This window comes from Ensifer sp. Root127 (genome assembly GCF_001425225.1).
GTDB classification, from domain to species: domain Bacteria; phylum Pseudomonadota; class Alphaproteobacteria; order Rhizobiales; family Rhizobiaceae; genus Ensifer; species Ensifer canadensis.
Genome location: NZ_LMDX01000023.1, coordinates 282,550 through 305,023, shown reverse-complemented (window position 1 = coordinate 305,023; position 22,474 = coordinate 282,550). Strand labels below are relative to the sequence as shown.

General features: G+C 61.3%; 19 protein-coding genes. 16 read left to right on the top strand and 3 right to left on the bottom strand.

What is annotated here, in order from left to right:
• The first annotated feature begins 4 nt into the window (after positions 1-4).
• The 11 genes from ASD03_RS23620 (at position 5) to ASD03_RS23570 (ending at position 12,822) form a co-directional block, all read left to right on the top strand.
• Positions 5-901, top strand: coding sequence for a LysR substrate-binding domain-containing protein (locus ASD03_RS23620; RefSeq protein WP_057207095.1), 897 nt, complete (start codon positions 5-7; stop codon positions 899-901).
• Positions 902-1,228: 327 nt separating this feature from the next.
• Complete coding sequence (locus tag ASD03_RS23615; protein ID WP_057216846.1) at positions 1,229-2,029, top strand: aldolase; 801 nt, start codon at positions 1,229-1,231, stop codon at positions 2,027-2,029.
• Between the two features lie 176 nt (positions 2,030-2,205).
• Entirely contained in the window at positions 2,206-3,516 is a 1,311-nt protein-coding gene (locus ASD03_RS23610; RefSeq protein WP_025430370.1) for an amidohydrolase family protein, read from the top strand.
• 118 nt (positions 3,517-3,634) lie between these two features.
• Positions 3,635-4,561: a BMP family protein gene (locus ASD03_RS23605; protein ID WP_041693040.1), complete on the top strand. Its 927-nt coding sequence runs from the start codon at positions 3,635-3,637 to the stop codon at positions 4,559-4,561.
• A 75-nt stretch (positions 4,562-4,636) separates the two neighbouring features.
• The gene (locus ASD03_RS23600; protein ID WP_057216843.1) at positions 4,637-5,731 is read left to right on the top strand and encodes an ABC transporter permease; all 1,095 of its coding nucleotides are present in this window, start codon (positions 4,637-4,639) and stop codon (positions 5,729-5,731) included.
• 50 nt (positions 5,732-5,781) lie between these two features.
• Positions 5,782-6,714 (top strand): ABC transporter permease, encoded by a 933-nt coding sequence (locus tag ASD03_RS23595; RefSeq protein ID WP_057207091.1) that lies wholly within the window; start codon positions 5,782-5,784, stop codon positions 6,712-6,714.
• A 5-nt stretch (positions 6,715-6,719) separates the two neighbouring features.
• Entirely contained in the window at positions 6,720-8,264 is a 1,545-nt protein-coding gene (locus ASD03_RS23590) for an ABC transporter ATP-binding protein (RefSeq protein ID WP_057216841.1), read from the top strand.
• A gap of 70 nt (positions 8,265-8,334) precedes the next feature.
• Positions 8,335-9,249, top strand: coding sequence for a LysR family transcriptional regulator (locus tag ASD03_RS23585; RefSeq protein ID WP_025430374.1), 915 nt, complete (start codon positions 8,335-8,337; stop codon positions 9,247-9,249).
• A gap of 200 nt (positions 9,250-9,449) precedes the next feature.
• On the top strand, positions 9,450-10,796 hold the full coding sequence (locus ASD03_RS23580) for an adenylate/guanylate cyclase domain-containing protein (protein WP_057216838.1): 1,347 nt from the start codon (positions 9,450-9,452) through the stop codon (positions 10,794-10,796).
• Positions 10,797-11,089: 293 nt separating this feature from the next.
• Positions 11,090-12,118, top strand: a complete 1,029-nt coding sequence (locus tag ASD03_RS23575; protein ID WP_057216835.1) for a four-carbon acid sugar kinase family protein — start codon at positions 11,090-11,092, stop codon at positions 12,116-12,118.
• A 2-nt stretch (positions 12,119-12,120) separates the two neighbouring features.
• On the top strand, positions 12,121-12,822 hold the full coding sequence (locus tag ASD03_RS23570) for a FadR/GntR family transcriptional regulator (RefSeq protein ID WP_025430377.1): 702 nt from the start codon (positions 12,121-12,123) through the stop codon (positions 12,820-12,822).
• A 173-nt stretch (positions 12,823-12,995) separates the two neighbouring features.
• On the opposite strand, the gene ASD03_RS23565 is transcribed toward ASD03_RS23570, so the two are convergent.
• Genes ASD03_RS23565 through ASD03_RS23555 form a run of 3 tightly spaced genes read right to left on the bottom strand, consistent with a single transcriptional unit; the run spans position 12,996 to position 16,271 of the window.
• Positions 12,996-14,114, bottom strand: a complete 1,119-nt coding sequence (locus ASD03_RS23565; RefSeq protein WP_057216831.1) for an iron-containing alcohol dehydrogenase — start codon at positions 14,112-14,114, stop codon at positions 12,996-12,998.
• Between the two features lie 7 nt (positions 14,115-14,121).
• Positions 14,122-15,078, bottom strand: a complete 957-nt coding sequence (pdxA, locus tag ASD03_RS23560; protein ID WP_057216828.1) for a 4-hydroxythreonine-4-phosphate dehydrogenase PdxA — start codon at positions 15,076-15,078, stop codon at positions 14,122-14,124.
• Positions 15,075-16,271, bottom strand: coding sequence for an exo-alpha-sialidase (locus ASD03_RS23555; RefSeq protein WP_057207077.1), 1,197 nt, complete (start codon positions 16,269-16,271; stop codon positions 15,075-15,077). Before ASD03_RS23555 ends, pdxA begins: the two co-directional genes overlap by 4 nt.
• 237 nt (positions 16,272-16,508) lie before the next feature.
• On the opposite strand from ASD03_RS23555, the gene ASD03_RS23550 reads away from it, so the two are divergent.
• The 5 genes from ASD03_RS23550 to ASD03_RS23530 all read left to right on the top strand — a co-directional run bounded on the left by ASD03_RS23550 (position 16,509) and on the right by ASD03_RS23530 (position 22,470).
• Entirely contained in the window at positions 16,509-17,393 is an 885-nt protein-coding gene (locus ASD03_RS23550; protein WP_057216825.1) for a DMT family transporter, read from the top strand.
• A 27-nt stretch (positions 17,394-17,420) separates the two neighbouring features.
• Positions 17,421-18,920 carry an ABC transporter substrate-binding protein gene (locus ASD03_RS23545; protein WP_057216823.1) on the top strand — a complete coding sequence of 500 codons (1,500 nt, stop codon included), beginning with the start codon at positions 17,421-17,423 and terminating at the stop codon, positions 18,918-18,920.
• 91 nt (positions 18,921-19,011) lie between these two features.
• On the top strand, positions 19,012-19,923 hold the full coding sequence (locus ASD03_RS23540; protein ID WP_057216820.1) for an ABC transporter permease: 912 nt from the start codon (positions 19,012-19,014) through the stop codon (positions 19,921-19,923).
• Positions 19,924-19,934: 11 nt separating this feature from the next.
• Positions 19,935-20,858 carry an ABC transporter permease gene (locus ASD03_RS23535; RefSeq protein WP_057216818.1) on the top strand — a complete coding sequence of 308 codons (924 nt, stop codon included), beginning with the start codon at positions 19,935-19,937 and terminating at the stop codon, positions 20,856-20,858.
• The gene (locus tag ASD03_RS23530) at positions 20,851-22,470 is read left to right on the top strand and encodes an ABC transporter ATP-binding protein (protein WP_057216815.1); all 1,620 of its coding nucleotides are present in this window, start codon (positions 20,851-20,853) and stop codon (positions 22,468-22,470) included. Before ASD03_RS23535 ends, ASD03_RS23530 begins: the two co-directional genes overlap by 8 nt.
• Positions 22,471-22,474 lie beyond the last annotated feature (4 nt).

Genomic DNA, 22,474 nt, shown 5'->3' with positions numbered 1-22,474 from the left:
CAGCATGGACATTACGCTGAAACAGCTTCGGGCCTTCGTCACGGTGGCCAATCTCGGGCAGTTCACGCTGGCCGCCGACAAGCTCGGCTCATCACAGTCGGCGGTCAGCACATTGGTGCGGCAACTTGAAACCAATCTCAATCTCCGCCTCTTCGACCGACATACCCGTCTCCTGCGCCTCACCCAGGCCGGCATCGACATTCTGCCGGTCGCGTCGCGCGCCGTGGCGGACATCGAGGGCATGGTGGAAAGCTCACGGGAGCTCAACGCGCTTCGACGCGGCAAGGTCTCGATTGCGGCAGGCACCGTGCAGGCCGCGCTGCTGCTGCCCCCGCTGATCAATGCCTTCAGCAAGCTCTACCCCGAAATCACCGTCGCCCTGCATGACGTTGCCGAAAAGGCGGTACTGGACTATGTCGCCAACGGAACTGCCGACCTCGGCGTCGGCACGGTGCCGGAGGAAGACACCGACCTGGTCGGCACCCGGCTGACGACTGACGAATTCCTGGTGGTACTGCATTGCGACGATGCGCTGGTGAAACTCCCGGAGCTTCGCTGGACCGACCTTGCCGAGCGCAAGCTGATCGGCCCGCAACGCGGCAACCCCATTCGCGACCGTCTGGAAAGCGAGTTGGCGCGTAACGGCATCGTGCTGCCGCTCGACAAGACGATGCAGGAGGTGGCGCTGCCGTTGACCATTATCGGCATGGTCGAAGCCGGCCTCGGCGTCGCGATCATGACCTCGGCGGTCGTGCGGCTGGCGACATCGATGGGGCTGATCGTGCGCACGCCAACCGAACCACTCATCCGGCGCGAAGTCAGCCTCATCCAGAAACAGGCCCGCTCGCTCTCGCCTGCCGCCCGACGCTTCCGCGACTTCCTTCTGAAGGCCGTGCACTAAAGCGCGTCGCGATCTTTCAGATTCGCTTTCCGCGCTTTAAGCTCTTGTTTTTGCGCATGTCATGATCGCAAAACCGCTGCGCGCTTTTGCGCGACATGCTTCAAGCAAATCCATTGGAGTAAGCAGCAATTCATCATCTGGCGCGGCGCAAGTACCGTGGTTGACCGGACAAAATATTCAGCGCTATCTGGTATCGCTGCTGGACTGCGTATTGCGCGGGCAGGCAGGGCGCAGAGGGCCTTGTGGTCTTTTTCTGCGCGCGGTGTCCGGCGCACCATCGTGCTCCGGCCAGCCGCCGCTCCCAGCCACACCAGATCAGGAGCACCCATGGCCCACTCCCTGAAAGACCGTGCCGACCATTCTGAGGCCTCCGGCCGACCGAACCGCCCCGACCTTTCTACAGACACCATCCGAACCGCCAGGGAAGAGCTCGCCGCCTGTTTCCGCATGGCGGCGCGCAATGGGTTTGAGGAAGGCATCTGCAACCACTTTTCTGCAGTTGTCCCGGGGCACGACGATCTCTTCATCGTCAACCCCTATGGCTACGCCTTCCGCGAGCTGACCGCCTCGAAACTCTTGATCTGCGATCTAAATGGCACCGTCGTCGAGGGTGAAGGCGAGCCGGAGGCTACGGCCTTCTACATCCACGCCGAGATCCACCGGCGCCTGCCGCGCGCCAAGGTCGTCTTCCACACGCACATGCCCTATGCGACGGCTCTGTCGATGACGGACGGTCCGCCGCTGATCTGGGCGGGGCAGACGGCATTGAAGTTTTATGGCCGCACCGCCGTCGACGAAAATTACAACGGCCTTGCGCTCGATCACCGCGAAGGCGCTCGCATTGCCGGAACATTGGGCGATGCGGACATCCTGTTCATGAAACATCACGGCGTGCTGGTGCTCGCACCGACCATCGCCGAGGCCTGGGATGACCTTTACTACCTCGAACGGGCGGCGCAAGTGCAGGTCCTTGCGATGTCCACGGGCCGCACGGTCTGGCCCGTCGATCCGGCAATCGCTGAAGCCGCTTATCGGCAGATACGGGAGGGAGATGCCGCCTCCGCGCGTGCGCATCTCGCCGCCATCCGTCGACAGCTCAACGCGGAAGAACCGCAATATCGACATTGAACATCGGACGTCGCACGTCTTGGCCTGGATAGGTGGGCGTGCGACCCCGACCGCGAAGCGAACGGGCAAGGCGCCCCCGATTGTTACGAATTATTCATTAAAACATTGAAATAATGAATTTGTTTAAATTAACGGTGCGTGTTTAGTTTCGCCTCACAACAAAAAGGTGGGGACGAATGGCACGGGACAATTCAATTGCGTCGCTCGCAAACCTGGCCGCCGGTCAGTCCTTTGCGCTCACTGGCGGCACCATCATCCATGACGATGGCACGCAATCGATCAGCGACATCATCGTGGGCGCCGACGGGCGGTTCGTTGTCGTCGAACCCTTTCTCAACACGATCTCTTGCAGCGCCTGCGTCGACATCAGCGGCATGCTGGTTTCGCCGGGCTTCGTCGATGCGCACCAGCATCTCGACAAGACCGGCGTGCTGCGGTTCACGCCCAATCCATCAGGAACGCTCCAGGGCGCCCGCGAGGCTTTTGCCAAGTATGCTCGCACCGCTGGTCCCGACGACATTCACAAGCGGGCAACGCGCACGGTTGAGCGATGCCTGTCCCGCGGCACGACGGCCATTCGCAGCCATATCAACGTCGACAAGGATGCCGGTTTCCACGGCATCGAGACGCTGGCGGGCATCCGCGATGGCGCGAAAGACCGCATCACCCTCCAGCTCGTTGCGTTCATGACGCCGCACCCGGGCCAGGACTTCGACTGGCTGGGCCAAAACATCGACGGCGCGGTGGCGCTCGCCGATGCCGTCGGCGGAACGCCGGCCGTTTCCGAGGACCCGCCACGTTATCTCGACATCCTGTTTTCGGCCGCCGTCAAGGCGGGCAAGCCGGTCGATCTGCATCTCGACGAGCACCTCAACGCCAGTGTTCACCTCATTGAGGCCGCCCTCGACCGGGTCGAGCGCTTCGGCATGCAGGGACGCACCGTGTTCAGCCATGTCTCGGTCTTGAGCGCCCTGCCTCGCCGGAAATTCGAAAGCATCATCGAGCGCATCCTTGCCCTCGACGTCGGTGTCGTTACCCTTCCGGCCGCAAACCTCTACCTGCAGGGGCGTGATTACGAGATGCTGCCGCCGCGCGGGCTGACCCGGGTCGCCGAACTGCATCGCGCCGGTATCACAATCGCCACGGCCTCGGACAACATCCAGGACCCGTTCGTGCCGACCGGCTCGGGCGACATGCTCGAAATCGCCCGCTGGACGCTGCTTGCGGGGCACCTGCGCGGCGACGAGCTTGCCGCGGCCCACCGCATGATCACCACGGCGCCAGCCCGTCTGATGGGGCTAGGCAAGGACTATGGGCTGCGCGCAGGCGCCCGGGCCGACTTCGTGGTCACAGATTGCCTCGACACCGACACGCTGATTGCCGGCGGGCCGGATCAGGCCTTTGTCTTCTCAAGGGGACGCCTCGTCTCAGAAACGACGACCGCGCTCATGCGCGTCGAAAACAGCCGCTTGAAGGAGGACGCATAACCGATCGGCGACTCCGGGGGGATTGAAACGACAATCTAATGGGAGGAATGAAATGAAGAAAACTGCATTTTCACGTCGCTCGCTGCTTGCGTCCATTTTCGGATTGGCCCTCGCCGGAATGATCCGGCCGGACATTGCGCATGCCGAAGACTTCAAGATGGGCCTTCTCGTGCCCGGTAGCGTTTCGGAAGAGGGATGGAACCGGATCGGCTACAATGCGCTGAAGGGCGTTGAAGACCAGCTCGGCGCCAAGATCAGCTATGTCGAGTTGCAACAGAATCCGGCATCCTTCGAAAAGGCCTTTCGCGACTACGCGAGCCAGGGCTACAAGGTAATCCTGGGCCACGGATTTGAATTCCAGGACGCAGCACTCGAAGTCGCACTCGATTATCCGGACACCTATTTCCTGATCTCGTCGAGCAGTATCCATGAAGGCAATGTCATCGGCCTCAACACCGATACGAGCCAGCCCTTCTACCTGATGGGCGTCATCGCCGCGAAGATGGGCCAAAAAGCGGGCCTCGTCGGCGGCATGGAGATCCCACCGATCCAGCAGGCCTTCGCCGGCTTTAAAAACGGCGCCAAGAGTGTGAACCCGGACTTCCCGATCAGCGAGGCCTATATCGGCAACTTCACCGATACGACGGCCGCCAAGGAGGCCGCGCTTAGCATGATCTCGCAGGGTGCCGATTTCGTCGTGCCGAACGCCTCGGGGGCCACCGTCGGCGGCTACCAGGCGATTTCGGAATCCGGGCCGGACGTGCGCTCTTTCTCGATCTTCAGCGACTTTACCGAGGTTGCGCCCAACAACATTCTCGGCCTCTACGTCGCCGATTATGCGCAGGGCGTGGTGGAAGTTGTGCGCTCAATTCACGAAGGCAGCCCGCCCACGCAAAACGTCGTCTTCGGGCTGAAGGACCCGAAGGTCATCTCCTTCACCTTCCGCGATGACGGCCCGGTCTCGGTGCCGGAAGACATCCGCGCTGAAGTGAAAGCGATCAGCGACAAGATCGCCGCCGGAGAGATCAAGACAGACACTCAGTGACGGGCCTTTCGCTGCGACCGGCCATGCCTGGTCGCAGCGAACCATTCAATGCCACACAATTATCGGGACCGATCCATGGAACAGGTAAACCACGGAGCGCGTGATCACGTGTATCCTCAAGCAGCCCACGCTCTCTACCGGACGCTCTCGCAGGCGGTTATCAGCGCTGCGACCCCGATCGCCGCGGTCCTTGTCGCCCTTTCGTTCGGCGCGGCGCTTTTGTGGCTGAACGGCTTCACTGGGACCGACGTGGTTACGGTGATGATCATGGGCTCCTTCCAGGATGCGCGCTCGATCGGCGAAATCCTGCTGAAGGCGACGCCGCTCATCCTGATCGGCGCAGGGCTTTGTGTCGCCTTCCGGTGCAGCATCTGGAACATCGGCGCTGAGGGGCAGCTTTATGTCGGTGCGATCGCCGCCACCTTCGTCGGCACCAGCATCGATGGCCTCTCTGTCTGGATCCATGCCCCGCTCGTCATGCTGGCGGGCGCGTTGGCCGGCGCCGCCTGGGCCGGCATCGCCGGCTATCTCAAGGTACGCTTCCAGGCGAGCGAGATCGTCACCACGATCATGCTCAACTACATCGCCCTCATCCTGACGAGCTATCTCGTCACCGGGCCGATGAGGGACGCAAGCGCCGCCTATCCGCAATCGGCCCGGCTGGTGCGCGAGGCCTGGACGCCGCGCATCGTCTCGGACATGCGCCTCCATATCGGTATCCTCGTCGCCATCGTGCTGGCGGTCGCACTCTATATTTTCCTGCAACGCAGCAGCCGCGGTTTTGCCTTGCGCGTCGTCGGCCTCAACCCGGATGCGGCGCGTTATGCAGGCATGGACGTGCGCCGCAACGTGATGATCGCCATCTGTATCAGCGGCGCGATGGCCGGGCTTGCCGGCGCCTTCGAGGTCGCGGGTGTCACCCACCGGCTCTATCAGAACATCTCACCGGGCTACGGCTTCGAAGGCATCGCCGTGGCGTTGCTCGCCAACAACAATCCCCTGGCCGCGATCCTGTCGGGCGGGCTCTTCGCGATGCTACGGTCCGGCTCTGAGGTCCTCCAGATTACATCGCAGGTCCCGCAGGTTCTCGTCCTCGTCATTCAGGGCATCGTCATCCTGTCGGTCGTGGCCTTCGCCAAGTTTCGCGGTGTGCTGACGAGCCTGCGTTAGCCAAACCGCTCCCCGCAAGGGATGAAGATGATCAAGAGAGGTCCGCAACCATGGACGACATGATGTTTTTCACCTTCCTCGCGGCGCTGATGGGCGCGGCCTGGAGGCTCGCGACGCCCCTCATCTTCGCCTCGATCGGTGAGGTCTTTTCCGAACGGGCGGGGGTGCTCAACATCGGGTTGGAAGGCACGATGCTGGTCGGCGCGTTCTGCGGTTTCGCGGCCGCCTTCGCCACCGGCAGCATCCCGCTCGGCCTTCTTGCCGGCGTCGGCGGCGGCATGCTGTTCGGGCTGGTTTTCGCCTTCTTCACAATTACCATCAAGGCAGACCAGATCGTGGTAGGCGCGGCACTCAACCTGCTTGGCATGGGCCTCACCGCCTTCCTGTTCCGCACCTATTATGTTTCGACCGGCAAGGGCATCGAGATCGCCCAGCCGGTCCATATCCCCTGGCTCAGCGATCTGCCCTTCCTGGGAGAAGCCTTCTTCCGGCAGAACCTCATCGTCTACAGCACGATCCTTGTCGCAATCCTCGCCACCCTCGTGCTCAATCGAACATCCTTCGGACTGACACTGCGTGCTGTGGGGGAACACCCCAAGGCCGTCGACGTCGCCGGCCGCAACGTCGCGACCTACCGGTACGCCGCAGTGATGGTCGGCACAGGTCTTGCAGGTCTCGGCGGCGCATTCCTGACGCTCGGTCATTCCAACCAGTTCGTCGAGGGCATCACCTCCGGGCGCGGCTTCATCGCGCTTGCCGTCGTGGTCTTTGCGAGGTGGTCGCCAATGGGGGCCTTCTTCGTCTCGCTGCTGTTTGGCCTATTCTATGCCCTGCAACTGATGCTCCAGGCACAGGCGTCAATCGTGGTGCCTTACCAGGTCCTGCAAGCCCTTCCCTACATCATGACGATCATCACGCTGGTCGTGGTTCGCGGCAAGGGCGCCGCGCCGAGCAAGCTCGGCCAGCCCTACGAGATGAGGTAACGGACATGTCCCCCAAACCATTCCTGCGCATCGATAATATCCACAAGCGATTCGGCCCCATCATCGCCAGCGACGGCGTGTCGCTGCAAATCGAGGAGGGTGAGATCCACGCGCTGCTCGGTGAAAACGGCGCCGGCAAGAGCGTGCTGATGAGTATGATCTGCGGCATGGTGCGACCCGACGCGGGCGAGATCGTCTACAAAGGCGCGCCCGTTCGCTTCAACAGCCCGCGCGAGGCGATCCGCCAGCGCATCGGCATGGTACACCAGCACTTCATGCTCGTGCCGAACCTCACCGTCGCGGAAAACTATATCCTCGGCCAGGGATCAGCGTTCCGGATCATCAACGACATGGACAAGATCCATGCGAAAATCCGCGAGCTCAGCGATCGCTATGCGCTCGACGTCCGCCCTGACGCCCTCATCGAAGATCTCTCCGTCGGCGAGCAGCAGCGCGTCGAAATTCTGAAGGCTCTGTTCAACGGCATCGATCTCCTCATCCTCGACGAGCCCACCGCTGTGCTGACGCCGCAGGAGACCGACCGCCTGCTTGGCCTGATGCGTGACCTGGCCGCCGACGGGAAGACTGTCGTCTTCATCTCGCACAAGCTCGACGAGGTGATGCGGGTCAGCGACCGTATCAGCGTCATGCGCGACGGGCGCGTGGTCAATACCGTCGGCGTCGACGACACGGATGCGCGAGGCCTTGCCCGCATGATGGTGGGGCGCGACGTTGGCATGGAGCTGGTCCGCGACGCTGCCGCCCCCGGTCGGCTCGTGCTGTCGGTCGAAAACCTCAGCTGTCGTAGCGAAACCGGGCTTCCGGCCGTGCGCGGCATCAGCCTTGATGTGCACGCCGGCGAGATCGTCGGCATCGCCGGCGTTTCCGGTAACGGCCAGAGCGAATTGTCACTGGCGCTTGCGGGCCTGTTGCCGGTGGATTCGGGCCGCGTCGTACTCAACGGCAAGGACATTACCGGCCTGGACCCCGCCCGCATCAATGCTTGTGGGTTTTCCCACATCCCGGAAGATCGGCACAAGCATGGCATCGTGCTTTCGCTCTCGCTCAGCGAGAACACCATCCTCCAGCGATACGACCAACCGCCCTTTGCCGCCCGCGGCATGCTCAATCGGCGCACGATCGGCACGCATACCCGCGATCTCATCAAGCGCTTCCGCATCAAGTCCCGCGATGAGAACCAGCGGATCGGCAACCTTTCCGGCGGCAACCAGCAGAAGCTGGTGGTCGCGCGTGAACTGGCGCGCAACCCCGATTTTATTCTCGTCAACCAGCTCGCCCGTGGCATCGACATCGGCGCGATGGAATTCGTCATGGAGGAGATGCTGAAGCAGCGCGACAGCGGCAGAGCGATCCTGCTGATCTCGACGGAACTCGAAGAACTCTTCGCGATCTGCGATCGGATCCTCGTGATGTGCCACGGCGAAATCCTTGGGGAACTGCCGCCGGACCGTTCTCGCCTCGAGGAGCTGGGACTGCTGATGGCAGGGAAAGCTGCGGATCGCCTTGAGCAACCGACACCTGCGGGCTAGACAGGAGAGGCCGCGCCATCGTTTGATGTAAACCGCACAACCGGCATGTTCGAAGGAGGGCGTCGCGTCCATGAATATAACCCTGCGGCAACTCAGGGCCTTCATCGCGGTGGCCGAACTCGGCCAGTTCAACATCGCCGCAAGGAACCTTCACCTCACCCAGTCGGCGGTCAGCATCCTCATCCGGGACCTGGAGTCGGAAATCGGTGTGCGCCTGTTCGACCGCCACACGCGCATGGTGTCGCTGACGCTCGTCGGGCAGGAATTCCTGCCGCAGGCCCGCAAAATATTGAAGGACCTGGAGCTCGCCGTCGGCGACGTGCGCGACAATGCCTCGCTGAAGCGCGGCCAGGTCACCGTCGCTGCGGCCATCGTGCTCGCCGCAACCATCGTGCCGCCGATCATCGCCCGGTTCCTGCGCATGTATCCGGAGATTTCCGTCAGCATCCGCGACATGCCCGAGGAGGCGATCAGCCCGGCGCTCAAGCGCAACGAGGTCGACATCGCCGTTGGCACACTGTCTGAAGAGGATCCGGAGATCACGGCCACCCCGCTTTTGCGCGACAAGCTGATGCTTGTGTGCCGGGAGGACCACCGTTTCGCCAAACGGAAGTCCGTGCGGTGGGAGGAGATGAAAGACGAATCGCTTATCACGCTGGCCGCCGCCAACCCATTGCGCAGCATCGTTGAGCATAACCTCATCCGCGTCGCTCCGAATTTCCGGCCGAAGTACGAAGTGCGCTTCTCAACGACCGCCATCAGCATGATCGCCGCCGGCATGGGCGTCGCCGTCCTGCCGGAGAATTCCAGCCAACTCGCATCCGCCGTACACGTCACGACCATCGACCTGATCGAACCGGACGTGATGCGAGATGTCTCGCTATTGCAGCGGCGCCAGCACAGCCTTTCGCCCGCGGCCGAGCATCTCAAAGCGGCCTTCGTCGCTTGGGCTGCTGACCGTACTGGATCCTCTGTCCGCGATTGAAACCACGGCAAGTCTCCCAACCCGCAATGCAATGCATGCGCACGACAGATGCAAAGCCCCTAGCGCGATCCCACAAGCTCTTGACCTTACCATCGTTGGAAGCCCCATAAGGGTCGCGTTACCCTTCATGGTACCGAGAGCATGCGAGCTCGGCTGACCGTGAGAGGTCCCGAAGCCTGCCCGCATGTCCAGAGGAAAACATGAGATCTTCACTCAGCGCTGACTGGGACTTCGAGCGGGAAACCCGTTCAATCCTTCTGCGGTTCGTCGCCTTCGCCATACTTCTCGCTAATCTCTTGCTGGGCGGGGGTGCAGAGGCTGAAGGGACCCATTTCGCCGTCATTATTTGCTATCTGGTTATCAGCATCGCATCTGTGATGAGCGCCCGCTTCCTGCCCGGACGATCCTGGCTGAAAACGCTATTTGTCGTTCTTGACGCACTGCTGGTCGCGTTGATCCTCTATGCCCATATCCTTGGCGGCCCGGTCACAGAGAACCACAATGTTACGACGAGCAGCCTCGTCGTCGCTTTCATTCTCCTCAATCATGTTGGCCTCAAGCTTGACCGTCGGCTGGTTCTTGTCTTTTCAGGCATCGTCCTTGTTGCCTGGATCGGCATGCTCGCGGTTACCGCCGCCAGGCATCACACGGCTGACGCTGTCTCGTTCGTTGCTTACTTTTTCAATCAGGATCTTGGTCTGACGGTGAGTTATGGCTTCACCGCCTTTGCAATTTATCTCCTCGCCAAGGATCACGATAAGACGCGGAAGGAGGCTCTGTTGGCAGACAGGCGACGCCTCAATCTGTCGCGGTTCTTCTCGCCACTCGTTGTCGCCGACCTTCAGGAAGGAAGTTCGGCTCTCGAACTCGAACGGCGCAATGCCGTGATCATGTTTGTCGACCTGCGTGACTTCACCAGTTTTGCCGAGACAGCACCCGCTCGCCAATTGGCAGCGGTGCTGGCTCAATACCGTCATCTCGTTTCGGGGATCATTTTCGACCACGGCGGAACCGTCGACAAGTTCATCGGAGACGGCGTGATGGCGGTGTTTGGCCAACCTACAGCAATGAAGGATGACGCAGACCGTGCGCTCGCTTGCGCTCTCGACCTGGTCGATGCGTTGAATGACTGGAAGCACCAGAATTTGGTTGGCGGGTATCCTGCCCTAAGCGCTGGCATAGGCTTGCACTATGGCTCCGTCGTCGGTGGCGTCCTGGACAGCGGGTGTCATAGCGAATTCACAGTCATAGGGGATGCGGTCAATGTCGCCCAGCGACTTGAAGCCCTTACGAAGGTTCTGGGCTCACCGCTTGTTGTCTCATCGGCGCTGGTCAAACAATTGCGCAAACCTGCGCCATCTGCACTGTGGACGGTACAGAATGAGGTTGCGCTCGCTGGCCGGCGGTTGCCGATTGACATCTGGTACTTGCAGACCGAGGTGGATAGCAGTGTCCCTTCCCCCGTAGCCGGCGGTGCAAAGACACCCCTCCAGAGGCCTTCCCTCCAGTCCTCGCCGTTTACAGCGCCAGACGTCGGGATTGGATAATCAATCCCTCTCGCGGTGGTCCTGACAAGCTCATCTATCGGTCGGGCAAAGACTCGCCAAAGATCGATTGGCACGCGCCACTGCCGGCCACTGCATTCTTGATCTGGGTTCCATCTGGACCGCGATCACCTGACGAACGCTGCTTTAGATTTCGTGTCACCGCGTCATTCCTCGACGGCCTTCAAACTGCCGGGTCCATCAGGAACTATTTGTAATTAGCAAGCCAAAACTCCTTGACATTTCAATCAAAAACGAAGGAATTAAGATAACAACAAATTCTTGGAGCTTGTTTCATGCTGGCCATTGTCGCCGATGATCTGACCGGCGCCCTGGATGCAGCCGCCCCATTCGCCAGCAGGGGCCTGCATACTGAGATTGCGCTTACCGTCGAAGCCATCCCCGGGGCGTTGAGCGAGCACCCGCAGGTCATGTCCGTCAATATTGGCTCGCGGGAAATGGATGTCGTATCAGCGCAGCAAGCAACTGCTGCGGCGCTTGCCGCGTTGCCGCCGGGCTCGCGCCTTTTCAAGAAGATCGACTCGCGCCTCAAGGGCCACATCGCTGCCGAGCTCGACATAATCCCTTTTCGCTCAGCGCTGGTTGCTCCCGCCATTCCGGATTTCGGACGGATGGTAAGGGCCGGCCATGTACAGGGCTTTGGGGTGGATACGCCGATATCGATTGCCGAAAAACTTGGCCGGCACGCGGGGAACATGACGATCCCGGATATCGCGACCGCGGAAGAAATGAGCCGCTCGCTTCAATCGGCCCAGGAATCGGGAGTGGACCTGCTGATCGGGGCACGCGGATTGGCCGAGGCACTGGCACGCCAAATGACCGGCGACGCAAAGGCGCTAGCTGCCGAGATCCCAGAAGGGCCCGGACTTTTTGTCATCGGCTCGCGTGATCCGATCACGCTAGCGCAGATCGAAGAATTGCGTGCCACGCTCGAGCCGCGTTATCTGCCGGCACCAAATGGCCGCCTGAGCGACACGTCTTCGGATGGCAGCTTGATCACTCTTGTGCAGGCAGTTGACGGAGATGTCGCAATTACCTCGCAGGAAGTCTCCCGTCTTCTAGCGGAAAGCGTCTTTCCAGCTTTGACACAGGCCGCCTCGACGTTGCTTCTTTCCGGTGGTGCCACTGCACAAGCCGTGCTGGACAAGATGGGGATTAAACGTTTCCGGCTAATGGGTGAGTGCATGCCAGGTCTGGGCTTGGCCTTCGCCAACGGACATTGCATCATCGCGAAATCCGGAGGATTCGGTCACGCCGGGACGCTGAGGGAGATTGCGGGCAGAATGCTCCGCAACATGGGATGACAATGGGACTGGAGAACGGAACGACACGCAAGAGCCTGGCCGACCTCGTCTTCGAGCGGATGCATCGCGCCATTAAATCGGGGGCCTACAAGCCCGATGAACGCTTGCCGACGGAGCACGACCTCGCCGCCGAATTCGAAGTGTCCCGACCGGTCATCCGCGAGGCGCTTCGCCGCATCCGTGACCAGGGCCTGATCTATTCTCGCCGAGGCGCTGGCAGTTTTGTTCGTGCCGTCGGCATGAAGGAGCCACTTGGCTTCGGACAACTGGAGAATGTCGCGGATCTGCTGAACTGCTACGAGTTCCGGCTGACGGTCGAGCCGGCAGCAGCAGCCGCAGCAGCGGCACGCCATGATGACGCCAGTCTTGGCGCCATTCGCCAGGCGCTGGAGTTGATGCGGGACGCGACCAACCGACAGTCGCATCGCGAGGACGCGGACTTCCAATTCCATCTGGCGATCGCGCGCGCTGCCCAGAACAGCTATTTCTCGACCGCGATGGAAGCCCTCAAGGACCATATTGCCGTCGGCATGAAATTCCATGGCGCGTCAGTCAAGCGCGAGACAACCGGCCTCACGCGTGTTTTCGCCGAGCACGAAGCAATCTGCGATGCGATCGCTGCCGGTGACGGCACGCAGGCAAAGCAGTTGATGCACGATCACTTGACCGGCTCGCGCGAGCGGTTGTTTCAGACGACCCGGTAAATCGGCGACACTCGCAACGCGAAGCGCCCCGACCTTTGGCCGAGGCGCTTGAAATTGGGCAATGGCCCAAGGCGCCTAAAGCGCAGTAGCCTCTCAGGTTCGCCTACTGCGCGTTAGGCACTTGTTTGTTGCGCATGTCGTTCTCGCCGCTGCGCACATTTCCGCGACATGCGTTAGAAGGCCGCCCTGTAGACCTCCAGCACCTCGTCGACACTCATATCAACAGGATTGTTGTCCATCAGGCGACGGTTGGCATGCGCCTCGCTGGCATAGAGCGGCAGATCGTTCGACGTCGCGCCGTGAGCTGAAAGCGACATCTCGATGCCGAGATCACTGCAAAATCCGCGAGCAGCGCTCAGAAGTTCCGGCGCCGAAAGAGCCTCGCCCAGTCCCAGCGCCTGTGCGACCTCATCCGTCTTTTCTGCTGCAACGGAACGATTGAAGGCAAGTACATGTGGGAAGATGATGGCGTTGGCCAGCCCGTGCGGCAGGCGGAGCCTGGTTCCCAGCGGATAGGCGATGGCGTGGCCAGCGGCGGTGTTTACCGGCCCAAGGCATATGCCGCCGTAATAGGAGGCAAGCATCAGCCCTTCGCGGGCCTCGGTATCTGTCCCGTCCTTGACCGCGCGTGCCAGATATTTGCCGACAAGATGGAAGCCCATTCGCGCAAACCCATCGATCATCGGATGCGCCCGACGATTGGTGAAGGCCTCGACACAATGGGCCATCGCATCGACACCCGTCGCCGCTGTGACGGCCGGCGGTACGGAATAGGTCAACTCCGGATCGAGAACGGCAAAGTCCGCGATCATGTGCGCGCTTTCCACTGCGATCTTGTTACCTTTGCCGGGATCGGTAATCAGCGAGCGAATGCCCGCTTCCGAGCCGGTTCCAGCCGTCGTCGCGACTTGAACCAGGCGAGTGTTGCGGCCGGCGACGCGATTGGGGCCCGCGACATCGACGAGCGTTTGATCCGAATCCCAAAGCGCTGCAACCAGCTTTGCGACGTCGAGCACCGATCCGCCGCCAAGACCGACAATCAGGTCCGGCTTGCACCGCCTTGCGGCCTCGAGCGCTGCGTCCAGCGTTGCGATGTCGGGCTCTCCGGGTATCGCATCGAAGACAGTGACGCGGCCGGAAAGCCGCAATCGATCTGCAAAGCCTGCCGTGATCGGCGTTGCGATCACGAGTGCGGAGCCGGCTTCGGCGGCCCAGGCACCGACCTCTCCGACCGTACCTGCGCCGACTATTAGCCGGCGTGGTTGATGAAGGGTGATTTGAGCAATTGTCATGGCCTGGTCATCCTTGCTTGGCGCTGCCGGCCACGAGCTTGCGCGCGTAGGCGATGGCGGAGTTCATATTGCCGTGGTCGGCGATGCCCTTTCCGGCGATGTCGAAGGCCGTGCCATGGTCGACCGAGGTCCGATCGATCGGCAGATCGACCGAGACGTTGACCGCGGTATCGAAGGCGACCAGCTTGATCGGGATGTGTCCCTGATCGTGATATTGCGCGACGATCAGATCAAAAGCGCCGGAATAGGCACGATAGAAAACCGTGTCCGCCGAAATCGGCCCGTAGGCGTCGATACCCTCGGCGCGCGCGGCGGCAACCGCAGGCGCAATCTGGTCGTCATCCTCGGTGCCGAACAGGCCATTTTCGCCGCAATGCGGATTGATGCCGGCAACAGCGATCCTGGGCGCGGCATAGCCGGTGCGCTTGAGATGAGCGTCCCCGGCCCTGATCGTTGCCAGAACTCGCTCTGTCGTCGCCCTTCTGATTGCCTCCTGCAGCGAGACATGCGTCGACACATGGATAACTTTCAGTCGTTCGGAAGCGAGCAGCATGTAGGCAGCCTTCGACCCGGTGAGGCTACGCAGCATGCCGGTATGGCCATCATAGTGATGGCCTGCGAGGTTCAGCGCTTCCTTGTTGATCGGCGCCGTGACGATGCAGCCGATCGCACCGGATTCGGCGTCGCGCACCGCTTTCTCGATGAAACGAAAGGCAGCATCGCCGGCGACCGGGCTCAGTTGCCCCCAGGGCAGCGGTGCACCCTCAATCGGCAGATCAACGACATGAGGAGTGAGGTCGATGTTCAGGCCGAGCGCAGACCGAGCGGCCTCAAGCGTCGCCAGATTGCCATAGATGCGCGTCTGTGCGCGATCTGCACTGGACATTTCAGCCAGGGCCCGCACCGAGATCTCGGGGCCGACCCCACAGGGATCGCCCATGGTTATGCCAATGATATTGCTCATGAAACACTCCGTCGAGCCGCACTGTCCCAACCGGGAGCCAGGCGGACATATTTGATCGCGCGCCGATGATAGGTGTAGGCGAGATGCATTGCGCCGTCGGGACCTTCAAGCAGCCAGGGATAGGACATTTCCTGGTTGCGGCCATCGGTCGAGTCATTGGACAGGCAGGTTCCCGGGCCATCTTCGATCGACTGGCGAAGCGCAAAGGAATGCCCACCGTCGTTGGAGAGGCAAAGTGCAACGGGTGCGCGCGGCACCCCCCAGACGGGAACGCAGCCTCCGCTTGGATCCGCATCGGGCCGGCCATCATCTTCGCCCAATTCGTCATAGAGCGAGGCGCGTCGGTCGGACGACAGAAGCGCGTTCACCGGATTGCAGATCATGGCGATGCGGCCGTCGCGCAGGCGGATTGCCGCTAGCGACGAATTGTTGTTCGGCACTTCCGTGGCATGAGGCACGGACCAGGACCGCCCCCCGTCGACGCTCTCGCTCCGGTAGACAAAGTCGGCCTGACGACGCCGGAAGAAGGCGGCGTAGCGCTCCCCTCCGAGCGAGACTGGCGACATGTGCACACAGCCGGTGGACTGTTCAATATCTTCGAGCCGCCACGTCCTGCCTGCATCATGGGAGACACCCACTGCGGCCGTGTCATGGCTGCCGTTCCATTTCTGGCCGGGGCGTTGCACGCATCGGAAAATCGGCAGCAGCCACGCACCATCGTCGCGCACGACGACAGGGGCGCGGACAAAACACCCGCGCGGCAGGTCGAGGTAGCGCCCCTTTGGCGCTGCGAGCTTCAGTGGGTCGGCGGGATCGCGCACCACCTCAGTCATGCGGATCCGGCATTCATCCTGATTTCCTGATGGTTGGGAGGTATGAAACAGCCAGAGAGTGCCGTCCGGCGCGGAAAACAACACCGGGTTCTGTTCCGAATGTGAAGGATCGTCACTCAGTCGCTGCGGCGGTCCCCAGGCGGTCGAGCCTTGCGTCAGTACAGACGCGAAGATCGAGATATCCGACTTGCCCTCCAGCGTGCCGCCGAACCAGGCGCACACGAGCGCACCGTCATCGAGCAAGTGCAGGAATGCCGCATGGTTCTGGATCATTGACGAAGGCAACAAGGCTTCGTCGCGCCCCGGGGACACGGATCGAAGCACGCCGTTCATGTTGCGAGCGATTTCATCGGGATGCATTTAGGCCCTCCTGTCAGGTTCGAAAAGCATCCAAATTTCGAAGTTGTCAAGTTCTTTAATGTCATTTGGTTTCGCCTATCGACCATGCAATCATACACAACTATCTGAAATTGCTTATTATTTGCAGACGATAGCTGCGTTCAATAATTTTACATAAGAAAACGATTTGACAAACTTTGCCGAAAGATAGATGGTCATGACAACACGGCGCAAGGATGCCGGGGACGGAGGACCTTCATGTACAGCGCCAGCAGTCGCCACCAGGCTACGACGGCCGTCGTCTTTGCAGCAGGAGCAGCAACGCTCGCCGCGACAGATGCCGTGATCGTGCGTGCGCTGAGCGGCGCCGTGCACCCGTTCGTCATCGGATTTTTCCGGGCGTTCTTCGGCGCACTCATCCTTCTTCCCTGGATTGCGCTTCGCCCATCCGTTCTTCGCACGACGCATCCGGTGCGCCAGCACGCCCTGCGCGCCGGCTTCAAACTATTGGCGATGATCGCGCTGTTCGCCGCCTTCGGTTGGGGACCGCTCGCCGACGTCACCGCCATCGCCTTCACCTCTCCGATTTTTGTCGTGCTGGGTGCAGCGTTGACGTTGGGCGAACGACCGGGCCCGGCGATGATTGCAGCGGTCGCCCTTGGTTTTGCCGGCGCCATGCTGGTGATCGGCCCGTCCGCGACGGGCTTCACGCTGGCGATCTTGCTGGCGCTTGCGGGCGCCGTGCTTCAATCAGCGATCCAGCTGATTTTGAAATCCATGTCGAAAGGCGACGCCACGTCGACGCTCGTCGTGTGGAACCTTCTCTTGACCGTGCCTATCGCCCTGCTGCTCGCCATCCCGTTTTTCGCCATTCCTGGCCCAAGGGAAATGGGGTTGCTTGCACTTCAGGGCGTGGTCGGCACCGCATACATGGGGCTGATGACCCATGCCTTTTCGCTGGCGCCGGCGACTGTCGTGGCACCGGTTGACTTTCTACGCCTGCCGCTTGTGGCCTTCGGCGGATTTGCCCTGTTCGGCGAAACCGTCGCGCTGACCACCATCGGCGGCGGTGCACTCATATGCTGCGCCGCATTGATCGCCGCGCGTTCCGGAAAATTCAGGTCTGGCAAGGCGCCGGACTGAACGAGACTTTCTAGGGAGGAAAATGCAATGAAGAAAACGCTTATCCTGGGGGCGCTCCTGTTGGGCTCCGCCATGTCGCCTGCTTTTGCCGCATCGGGACCGATCAAGATCGTGCTGGCCGAGGAGGCCGATCTGCTCGAGCCCTGCATGGCAACCCGCTCGAATATCGGCCGCGTTATCATGCAGAATGTCAGCGAGACCCTGACCGAGCTCGACGTTCGCGGCGACAAGGGCGTCGTGCCACGCCTTGCCGAAAAGTGGGAGCAGAATGAAGACGGAAGCTGGCGTTTCCATCTTCGCCAGGGGGTGAAATTCTCTGATGGCACGACCTTTGACGCCAAGGACGTCAAGCACAGCTTCGACCGCATCATGAGCGACAAGAATGCCTGTGAGTCTCGTCGATACTTTGGCGGGATGACGGTTACTGCCAATGTCGTCGACGATCACACGATCGATTTCAGCGCGGATCCGGTTCAGCCGATCCTGCCGCTGCTGATGTCGCTCGTCACGATCGTTCCGGAAGAAACGCCACTCGAGTTCATCCGCGAGCCGATCGGCACCGGCCCCTACAAACTGACCAACTGGACGCCGGGCCAGCAGATCGTCCTGACCGGGCGCGATGACTATTGGGGCCAGAAGCCGCAGGTCACGGAAGCAACCTACCTGTTCCGCGCAGATCCGTCAGTGCGAGCCGCAATGGTTCAGGCCGGCGAAGCCGATCTCTCGCCCTCGATCTCGCAGCTCGACGCAACCAACCCGAAGACCGACTTCTCCTATCTCGACAGCGAGACGGTCTATCTGCGCATTGATCACAATATCGAGCCTCTGAACGATGTGCGCGTGCGTCGTGCCCTTAACATGGCCATCGACCGTCAGGCGTTCCTAGGTACTCTGGTTCCCGATAGCGCGCTGCTCGCCACCGCGATCGTGCCGCCCCCGACGCTCGGCTGGAACCCTGACGTGAAGGTCTTCCCCTTCGATCCAGAAGCCGCGAAAAAACTTCTGGAGGAAGCCAAGGCCGCAGGCGTGAAGGTCGATACACCGATCACCATCATCGCACGCTCGGCAAACTTCCCGAACGTGACCGAGATCATGGAAGCCATTCAGGCGCAGTTGCAGGAAGTCGGCTTCAAGATCGATCTCAAGTTCGTCGAAGTGGCCGAACATGAAGGCTACTATTCCAAGCCGTTCAAGGAAGGTCGCGGGCCGCAGCTCGTTGCTGCCATGCACGACAACTCCAAGGGTGACCCGTCCTTCTCGATGTTCTTCAAATACGCGACCGAGGGCACGCAGTCGGGCTTTTCAGACCCCAAGGTCGACGATCTGATCAAGCGCGCCTCGGCGGCTGTCGGCGAAGAACGCGCCAAGCTCTGGTCTGAAACCATTGCCTATGTGCATGATGAAGTGGTGGCTGACGTGCTGCTCTTCCACATGGTTGGATTCTCGCGCGTTTCCGAACGCCTGGACTTCAAGCCCACCATGGCGACCAACTCGATGCTTCAGCTCTCGGAGATCGGCATCAAGTGATCCGTTCTGGCGATGATGAAATCCGCCAGTGACAGACGCAATCAAGGCGGCGGGAGGATCCCGCCGCCCTATGCAATCGAGAGGCACAAAGATGAGCTTCATTCGCAAACGGGCCCTGGCCAGCCTGATTTCCCTTATCGGGCTGATCGTGATGGTCTTTTTCCTCTCGCGCCTGACGGGAGATCCCGCCGCCCTGTTCCTTCCCGTCGAAGCCTCGGCGGAAATGAAGGACCAGTTTCGCGAGATCCACGGCCTTAACGATCCGATCATGGTTCAGTTTGCCCGCTACGTTGGCGACATCGTAACCGGCGATTTCGGCGAGTCGCTGCGCAAGGCACGGCCGGCACTCGATGTGGTTCTGGAAGCTTTCGTGTGGACGCTCTGGCTTGCCACTATCACCATGTCGCTGGTGACGGGCGCTGCCATCGTCGTCGGCTCACTGGCCGCGTTCCGCGCCGGCGGTTTTTTCGATCGCCTCTCCTCGGTGATATCGCTGATCGGCGCGGCCGTCCCGGACTTCTGGCTCGCCATTGTCGCGATCGTCGTCTTCTCGGTGAACCTTGCCTGGCTTCCGACATCCGGCACCGGCTCGCTCCTGCACTGGATTTTGCCCATCGGCGTGCTGTTCGTCCGCCCGTTCGGGATCATCGTCCAGGTCGTTCGCGGTTCGATGATCAGCGCGCTTTCGTCTGCCTACGTGAAGACGGCACGCGCCAAGGGCGTGAAGTCCGGACCGGTCATCTTCATCCACGCGCTGCGAAACGCCATGCTTCCGGTCATCACCGTCATCGGCGACCAGGCCGCGAGCCTCCTGAACGGTGCGGTCATCGTCGAAACCATCTTTGGCTTCCCCGGCGTCGGCAAGCTGATGATCGACAGCATCCTGCAGCGTGACTTCAACGTCGTTTTGGCCGCCATTCTCGTGACCGCGCTGGCGATTTTCGTCATGAACCTGTTGATCGACCTTGCCTATACGCTTCTCGATCCACGCATCCGTCATTGAAGAGTTCAGCCATGACCTTACAGACGACAGATACGGCGATACTCCAGGAGCCGACCTTTGTTGTGCGCATGGCGCGCATGCTGTGGGCGGACAAGTTCGCACTGTGCGCTGCAATCTTTCTGATCACCGTTCTCATTCTGGCGATCGTCGGGCCGAGCTGGCTTGGCGACCTTGCGACGAAGCAAAACCTGCGCGGCCGAAACGCAGCGCCGTTCGAATGGGAACGCGGCTGGGTCTGGTGGATGGGGGCGGATGCGCTCGGGCGCCCACTGTTTGCCCGCATCCTCGTGGCAACGCAAAACACGCTGATGGTTGCCGCCGGCGCCGTCGCGATCTCCGCGATCGTCGGCACCACGCTTGGCCTGATCGCAGGTTTTTCCTCCGAGCGCGTCAACCAGGTCATCATGCGGCTGGCCGACGTCATCATGTCGTTCCCGTCGCTGCTGATCGCGGTTATCGTGCTTTATGTTCTCGGCTCGTCGATCCTGAACCTGATGTTGGTTCTCGCGATCACCCGCATTCCGGTCTATCTGCGCACCACCCGCGCGGAGGTGCTGGAGATCCGCGAGCGCATGTTCGTGCAAGCTGCGCGCGTCATGGGCGCCTCCAGCAAGCGCATCCTGTTCCGGCACATCCTGCCCGTGGTCCTGCCAACGCTGACGACGCTGGCGACCCTCGACTTTGCCTATGTGATGCTGGCGGAAAGCGCGCTTTCCTTCCTCGGCATCGGCATTCAGCCGCCTGAAATCACCTGGGGCCTGATGATTTCTCAAGGCAGGCAATATCTCACCAATGCCTGGTGGCTGTCCTTCTGGCCCGGCCTTGCAATCATCCTGACGACCATGTCGCTCAACCTGCTTTCGAACTGGATGCGCATCGCCCTTGATCCCGTCCAGCGCTGGCGCCTGGAAATGAAAGGTCGCAAGAATGGCTGACCATCTGCTGGAAGTCCGCAACCTCTCGGTCGAGTTTCACACCGTGATGGGTGTGGTCAAAGCGGTCCGCAACATCTCGTATCACCTCGATCGCGGCGAGACGCTGGCGATCCTGGGGGAAAGCGGTTCAGGAAAGTCCGTATCGTCGTCGGCGATCATGAACCTGATCGACATGCCGCCCGGCCGTATCAGCTCGGGCGAGATCCTGCTTGACGGCGTCGACCTCTTGACGATGCCGACACACAAGCGTCGGGAAGTGAACGGTCGCCGCATCGCAATGATCTTTCAGGATCCGCTCAGCCACCTGAACCCGGTTTATTCGGTCGGCTGGCAGATCCGTGAGGCACTGACGACCCACGGCACGGGAAGCACCGAGGCACAGGCGGAAGCTCTGCGGCTGTTGACCCGCGTCGGCATTCCCGACCCGGAGAAATCGCTCGACAAATATCCGCACGAGTTCTCCGGCGGTCAGCGCCAGCGCGTCATGATCGCCATGGCGCTTGCGCTCCGCCCTGATCTGCTGATCGCCGACGAGCCGACGACGGCGCTCGACGTGACTGTTCAGGCCGAGGTGCTGGCGCTTCTGGAGGAGTTGCAGCAGGAAACCGGCATGGCAGTCCTGATCATCACGCATGACCTGGGCGTCGTCGCCGAGGTTGCCGACCGCGTCGTGGTGATGGAAAAGGGCGAACTGGTCGAGGCGGGAACGGTTCGCGATGTCTACAAGAACCCGCAACATCCCTATACCCGCAAGCTGATCGCCGCTGCCCCCGGAAAGGGCAAGATGCATTCGCCGGGAACGCGTGGCGAGCCGGTCCTGTCGGTTCGCGACGTCCGCAAACATTATGGCAGCTTCGAAGCCCTGAAAGGCATCTCGTTCGACCTCATGCCTGGCGAGACCATGGCTGTCGTCGGCGAAAGCGGCTCGGGAAAATCCACGCTCGCCCGCATCCTGCTCAGGCTGGACGAGCCCGACAGCGGCAGCGCGCTATGGAAGGGCCGTGACCTTTTCCAGCTGTCGCCGGGGGAACTCTACAAATTGCGGCGCGACCTGCAGATGGTGTTTCAGGACCCCACCCAGTCGCTCAATCCGCGCATGACCGTCTACCAGCTGATCTCCGAGGCATGGGTGATCCATCCGGACATCCTGCCCAAGGCGAAATGGCGCGAGCGCGTCGCCGAGCTTCTGGTTCAGGTCGGCCTTGGCCCGGAACATATGGGGCGATATCCACATCAGTTTTCCGGCGGTCAGCGCCAGCGCATCGCCATTGCCCGAGCGCTGGCGCTCGAGCCGCAATTGATCATCTGCGACGAGGCCGTCTCGGCGCTCGATGTCTCGGTTCAGGCCCAGGTCATTGCCCTCCTTGACAAGCTTCGCAAGGACATTGGCATTGCCTTCATCTTCATCGCCCACGATCTTCCGGTCGTTCGCGACTTCGCCGACCACGTCATGGTGATGCAGAAGGGCAATGTCGTCGAACTCGGCACCGTGCGTGAGGTCTTCGAGACCCCACGCCAAGACTATACGCGCGCGCTTCTGGCTGCCGGACTTGATCCGGATCCCGACGTCCAGGCGGCCAATCGCGCCGCCCGCCTCGAATGCGCCTCCTAGAGAG

Excerpts from the sequence above, each read along its gene's own strand:
- ASD03_RS23620 (WP_057207095.1), top strand. The coding sequence starts at position 5 with ATGGACATTACGCTGAAACAGCTTCGGGCCTTCGTCACGGTGGCCAAT.
- ASD03_RS23615 (WP_057216846.1), top strand. The coding sequence starts at position 1,229 with ATGGCCCACTCCCTGAAAGACCGTGCCGACCATTCTGAGGCCTCCGGC.
- ASD03_RS23610 (WP_025430370.1), top strand. The coding sequence starts at position 2,206 with ATGGCACGGGACAATTCAATTGCGTCGCTCGCAAACCTGGCCGCCGGT.
- ASD03_RS23605 (WP_041693040.1), top strand. The coding sequence starts at position 3,635 with ATGATCCGGCCGGACATTGCGCATGCCGAAGACTTCAAGATGGGCCTT.
- ASD03_RS23600 (WP_057216843.1), top strand. The coding sequence starts at position 4,637 with ATGGAACAGGTAAACCACGGAGCGCGTGATCACGTGTATCCTCAAGCA.
- ASD03_RS23595 (WP_057207091.1), top strand. The coding sequence starts at position 5,782 with ATGGACGACATGATGTTTTTCACCTTCCTCGCGGCGCTGATGGGCGCG.
- ASD03_RS23590 (WP_057216841.1), top strand. The coding sequence starts at position 6,720 with ATGTCCCCCAAACCATTCCTGCGCATCGATAATATCCACAAGCGATTC.
- ASD03_RS23585 (WP_025430374.1), top strand. The coding sequence starts at position 8,335 with ATGAATATAACCCTGCGGCAACTCAGGGCCTTCATCGCGGTGGCCGAA.
- ASD03_RS23580 (WP_057216838.1), top strand. The coding sequence starts at position 9,450 with ATGAGATCTTCACTCAGCGCTGACTGGGACTTCGAGCGGGAAACCCGT.
- ASD03_RS23575 (WP_057216835.1), top strand. The coding sequence starts at position 11,090 with ATGCTGGCCATTGTCGCCGATGATCTGACCGGCGCCCTGGATGCAGCC.
- ASD03_RS23570 (WP_025430377.1), top strand. The coding sequence starts at position 12,121 with ATGGGACTGGAGAACGGAACGACACGCAAGAGCCTGGCCGACCTCGTC.
- ASD03_RS23565 (WP_057216831.1), bottom strand. The coding sequence starts at position 14,114 with ATGACAATTGCTCAAATCACCCTTCATCAACCACGCCGGCTAATAGTC.
- pdxA (WP_057216828.1), bottom strand. The coding sequence starts at position 15,078 with ATGAGCAATATCATTGGCATAACCATGGGCGATCCCTGTGGGGTCGGC.
- ASD03_RS23555 (WP_057207077.1), bottom strand. The coding sequence starts at position 16,271 with ATGCATCCCGATGAAATCGCTCGCAACATGAACGGCGTGCTTCGATCC.
- ASD03_RS23550 (WP_057216825.1), top strand. The coding sequence starts at position 16,509 with ATGTACAGCGCCAGCAGTCGCCACCAGGCTACGACGGCCGTCGTCTTT.
- ASD03_RS23545 (WP_057216823.1), top strand. The coding sequence starts at position 17,421 with ATGAAGAAAACGCTTATCCTGGGGGCGCTCCTGTTGGGCTCCGCCATG.
- ASD03_RS23540 (WP_057216820.1), top strand. The coding sequence starts at position 19,012 with ATGAGCTTCATTCGCAAACGGGCCCTGGCCAGCCTGATTTCCCTTATC.
- ASD03_RS23535 (WP_057216818.1), top strand. The coding sequence starts at position 19,935 with ATGACCTTACAGACGACAGATACGGCGATACTCCAGGAGCCGACCTTT.
- ASD03_RS23530 (WP_057216815.1), top strand. The coding sequence starts at position 20,851 with ATGGCTGACCATCTGCTGGAAGTCCGCAACCTCTCGGTCGAGTTTCAC.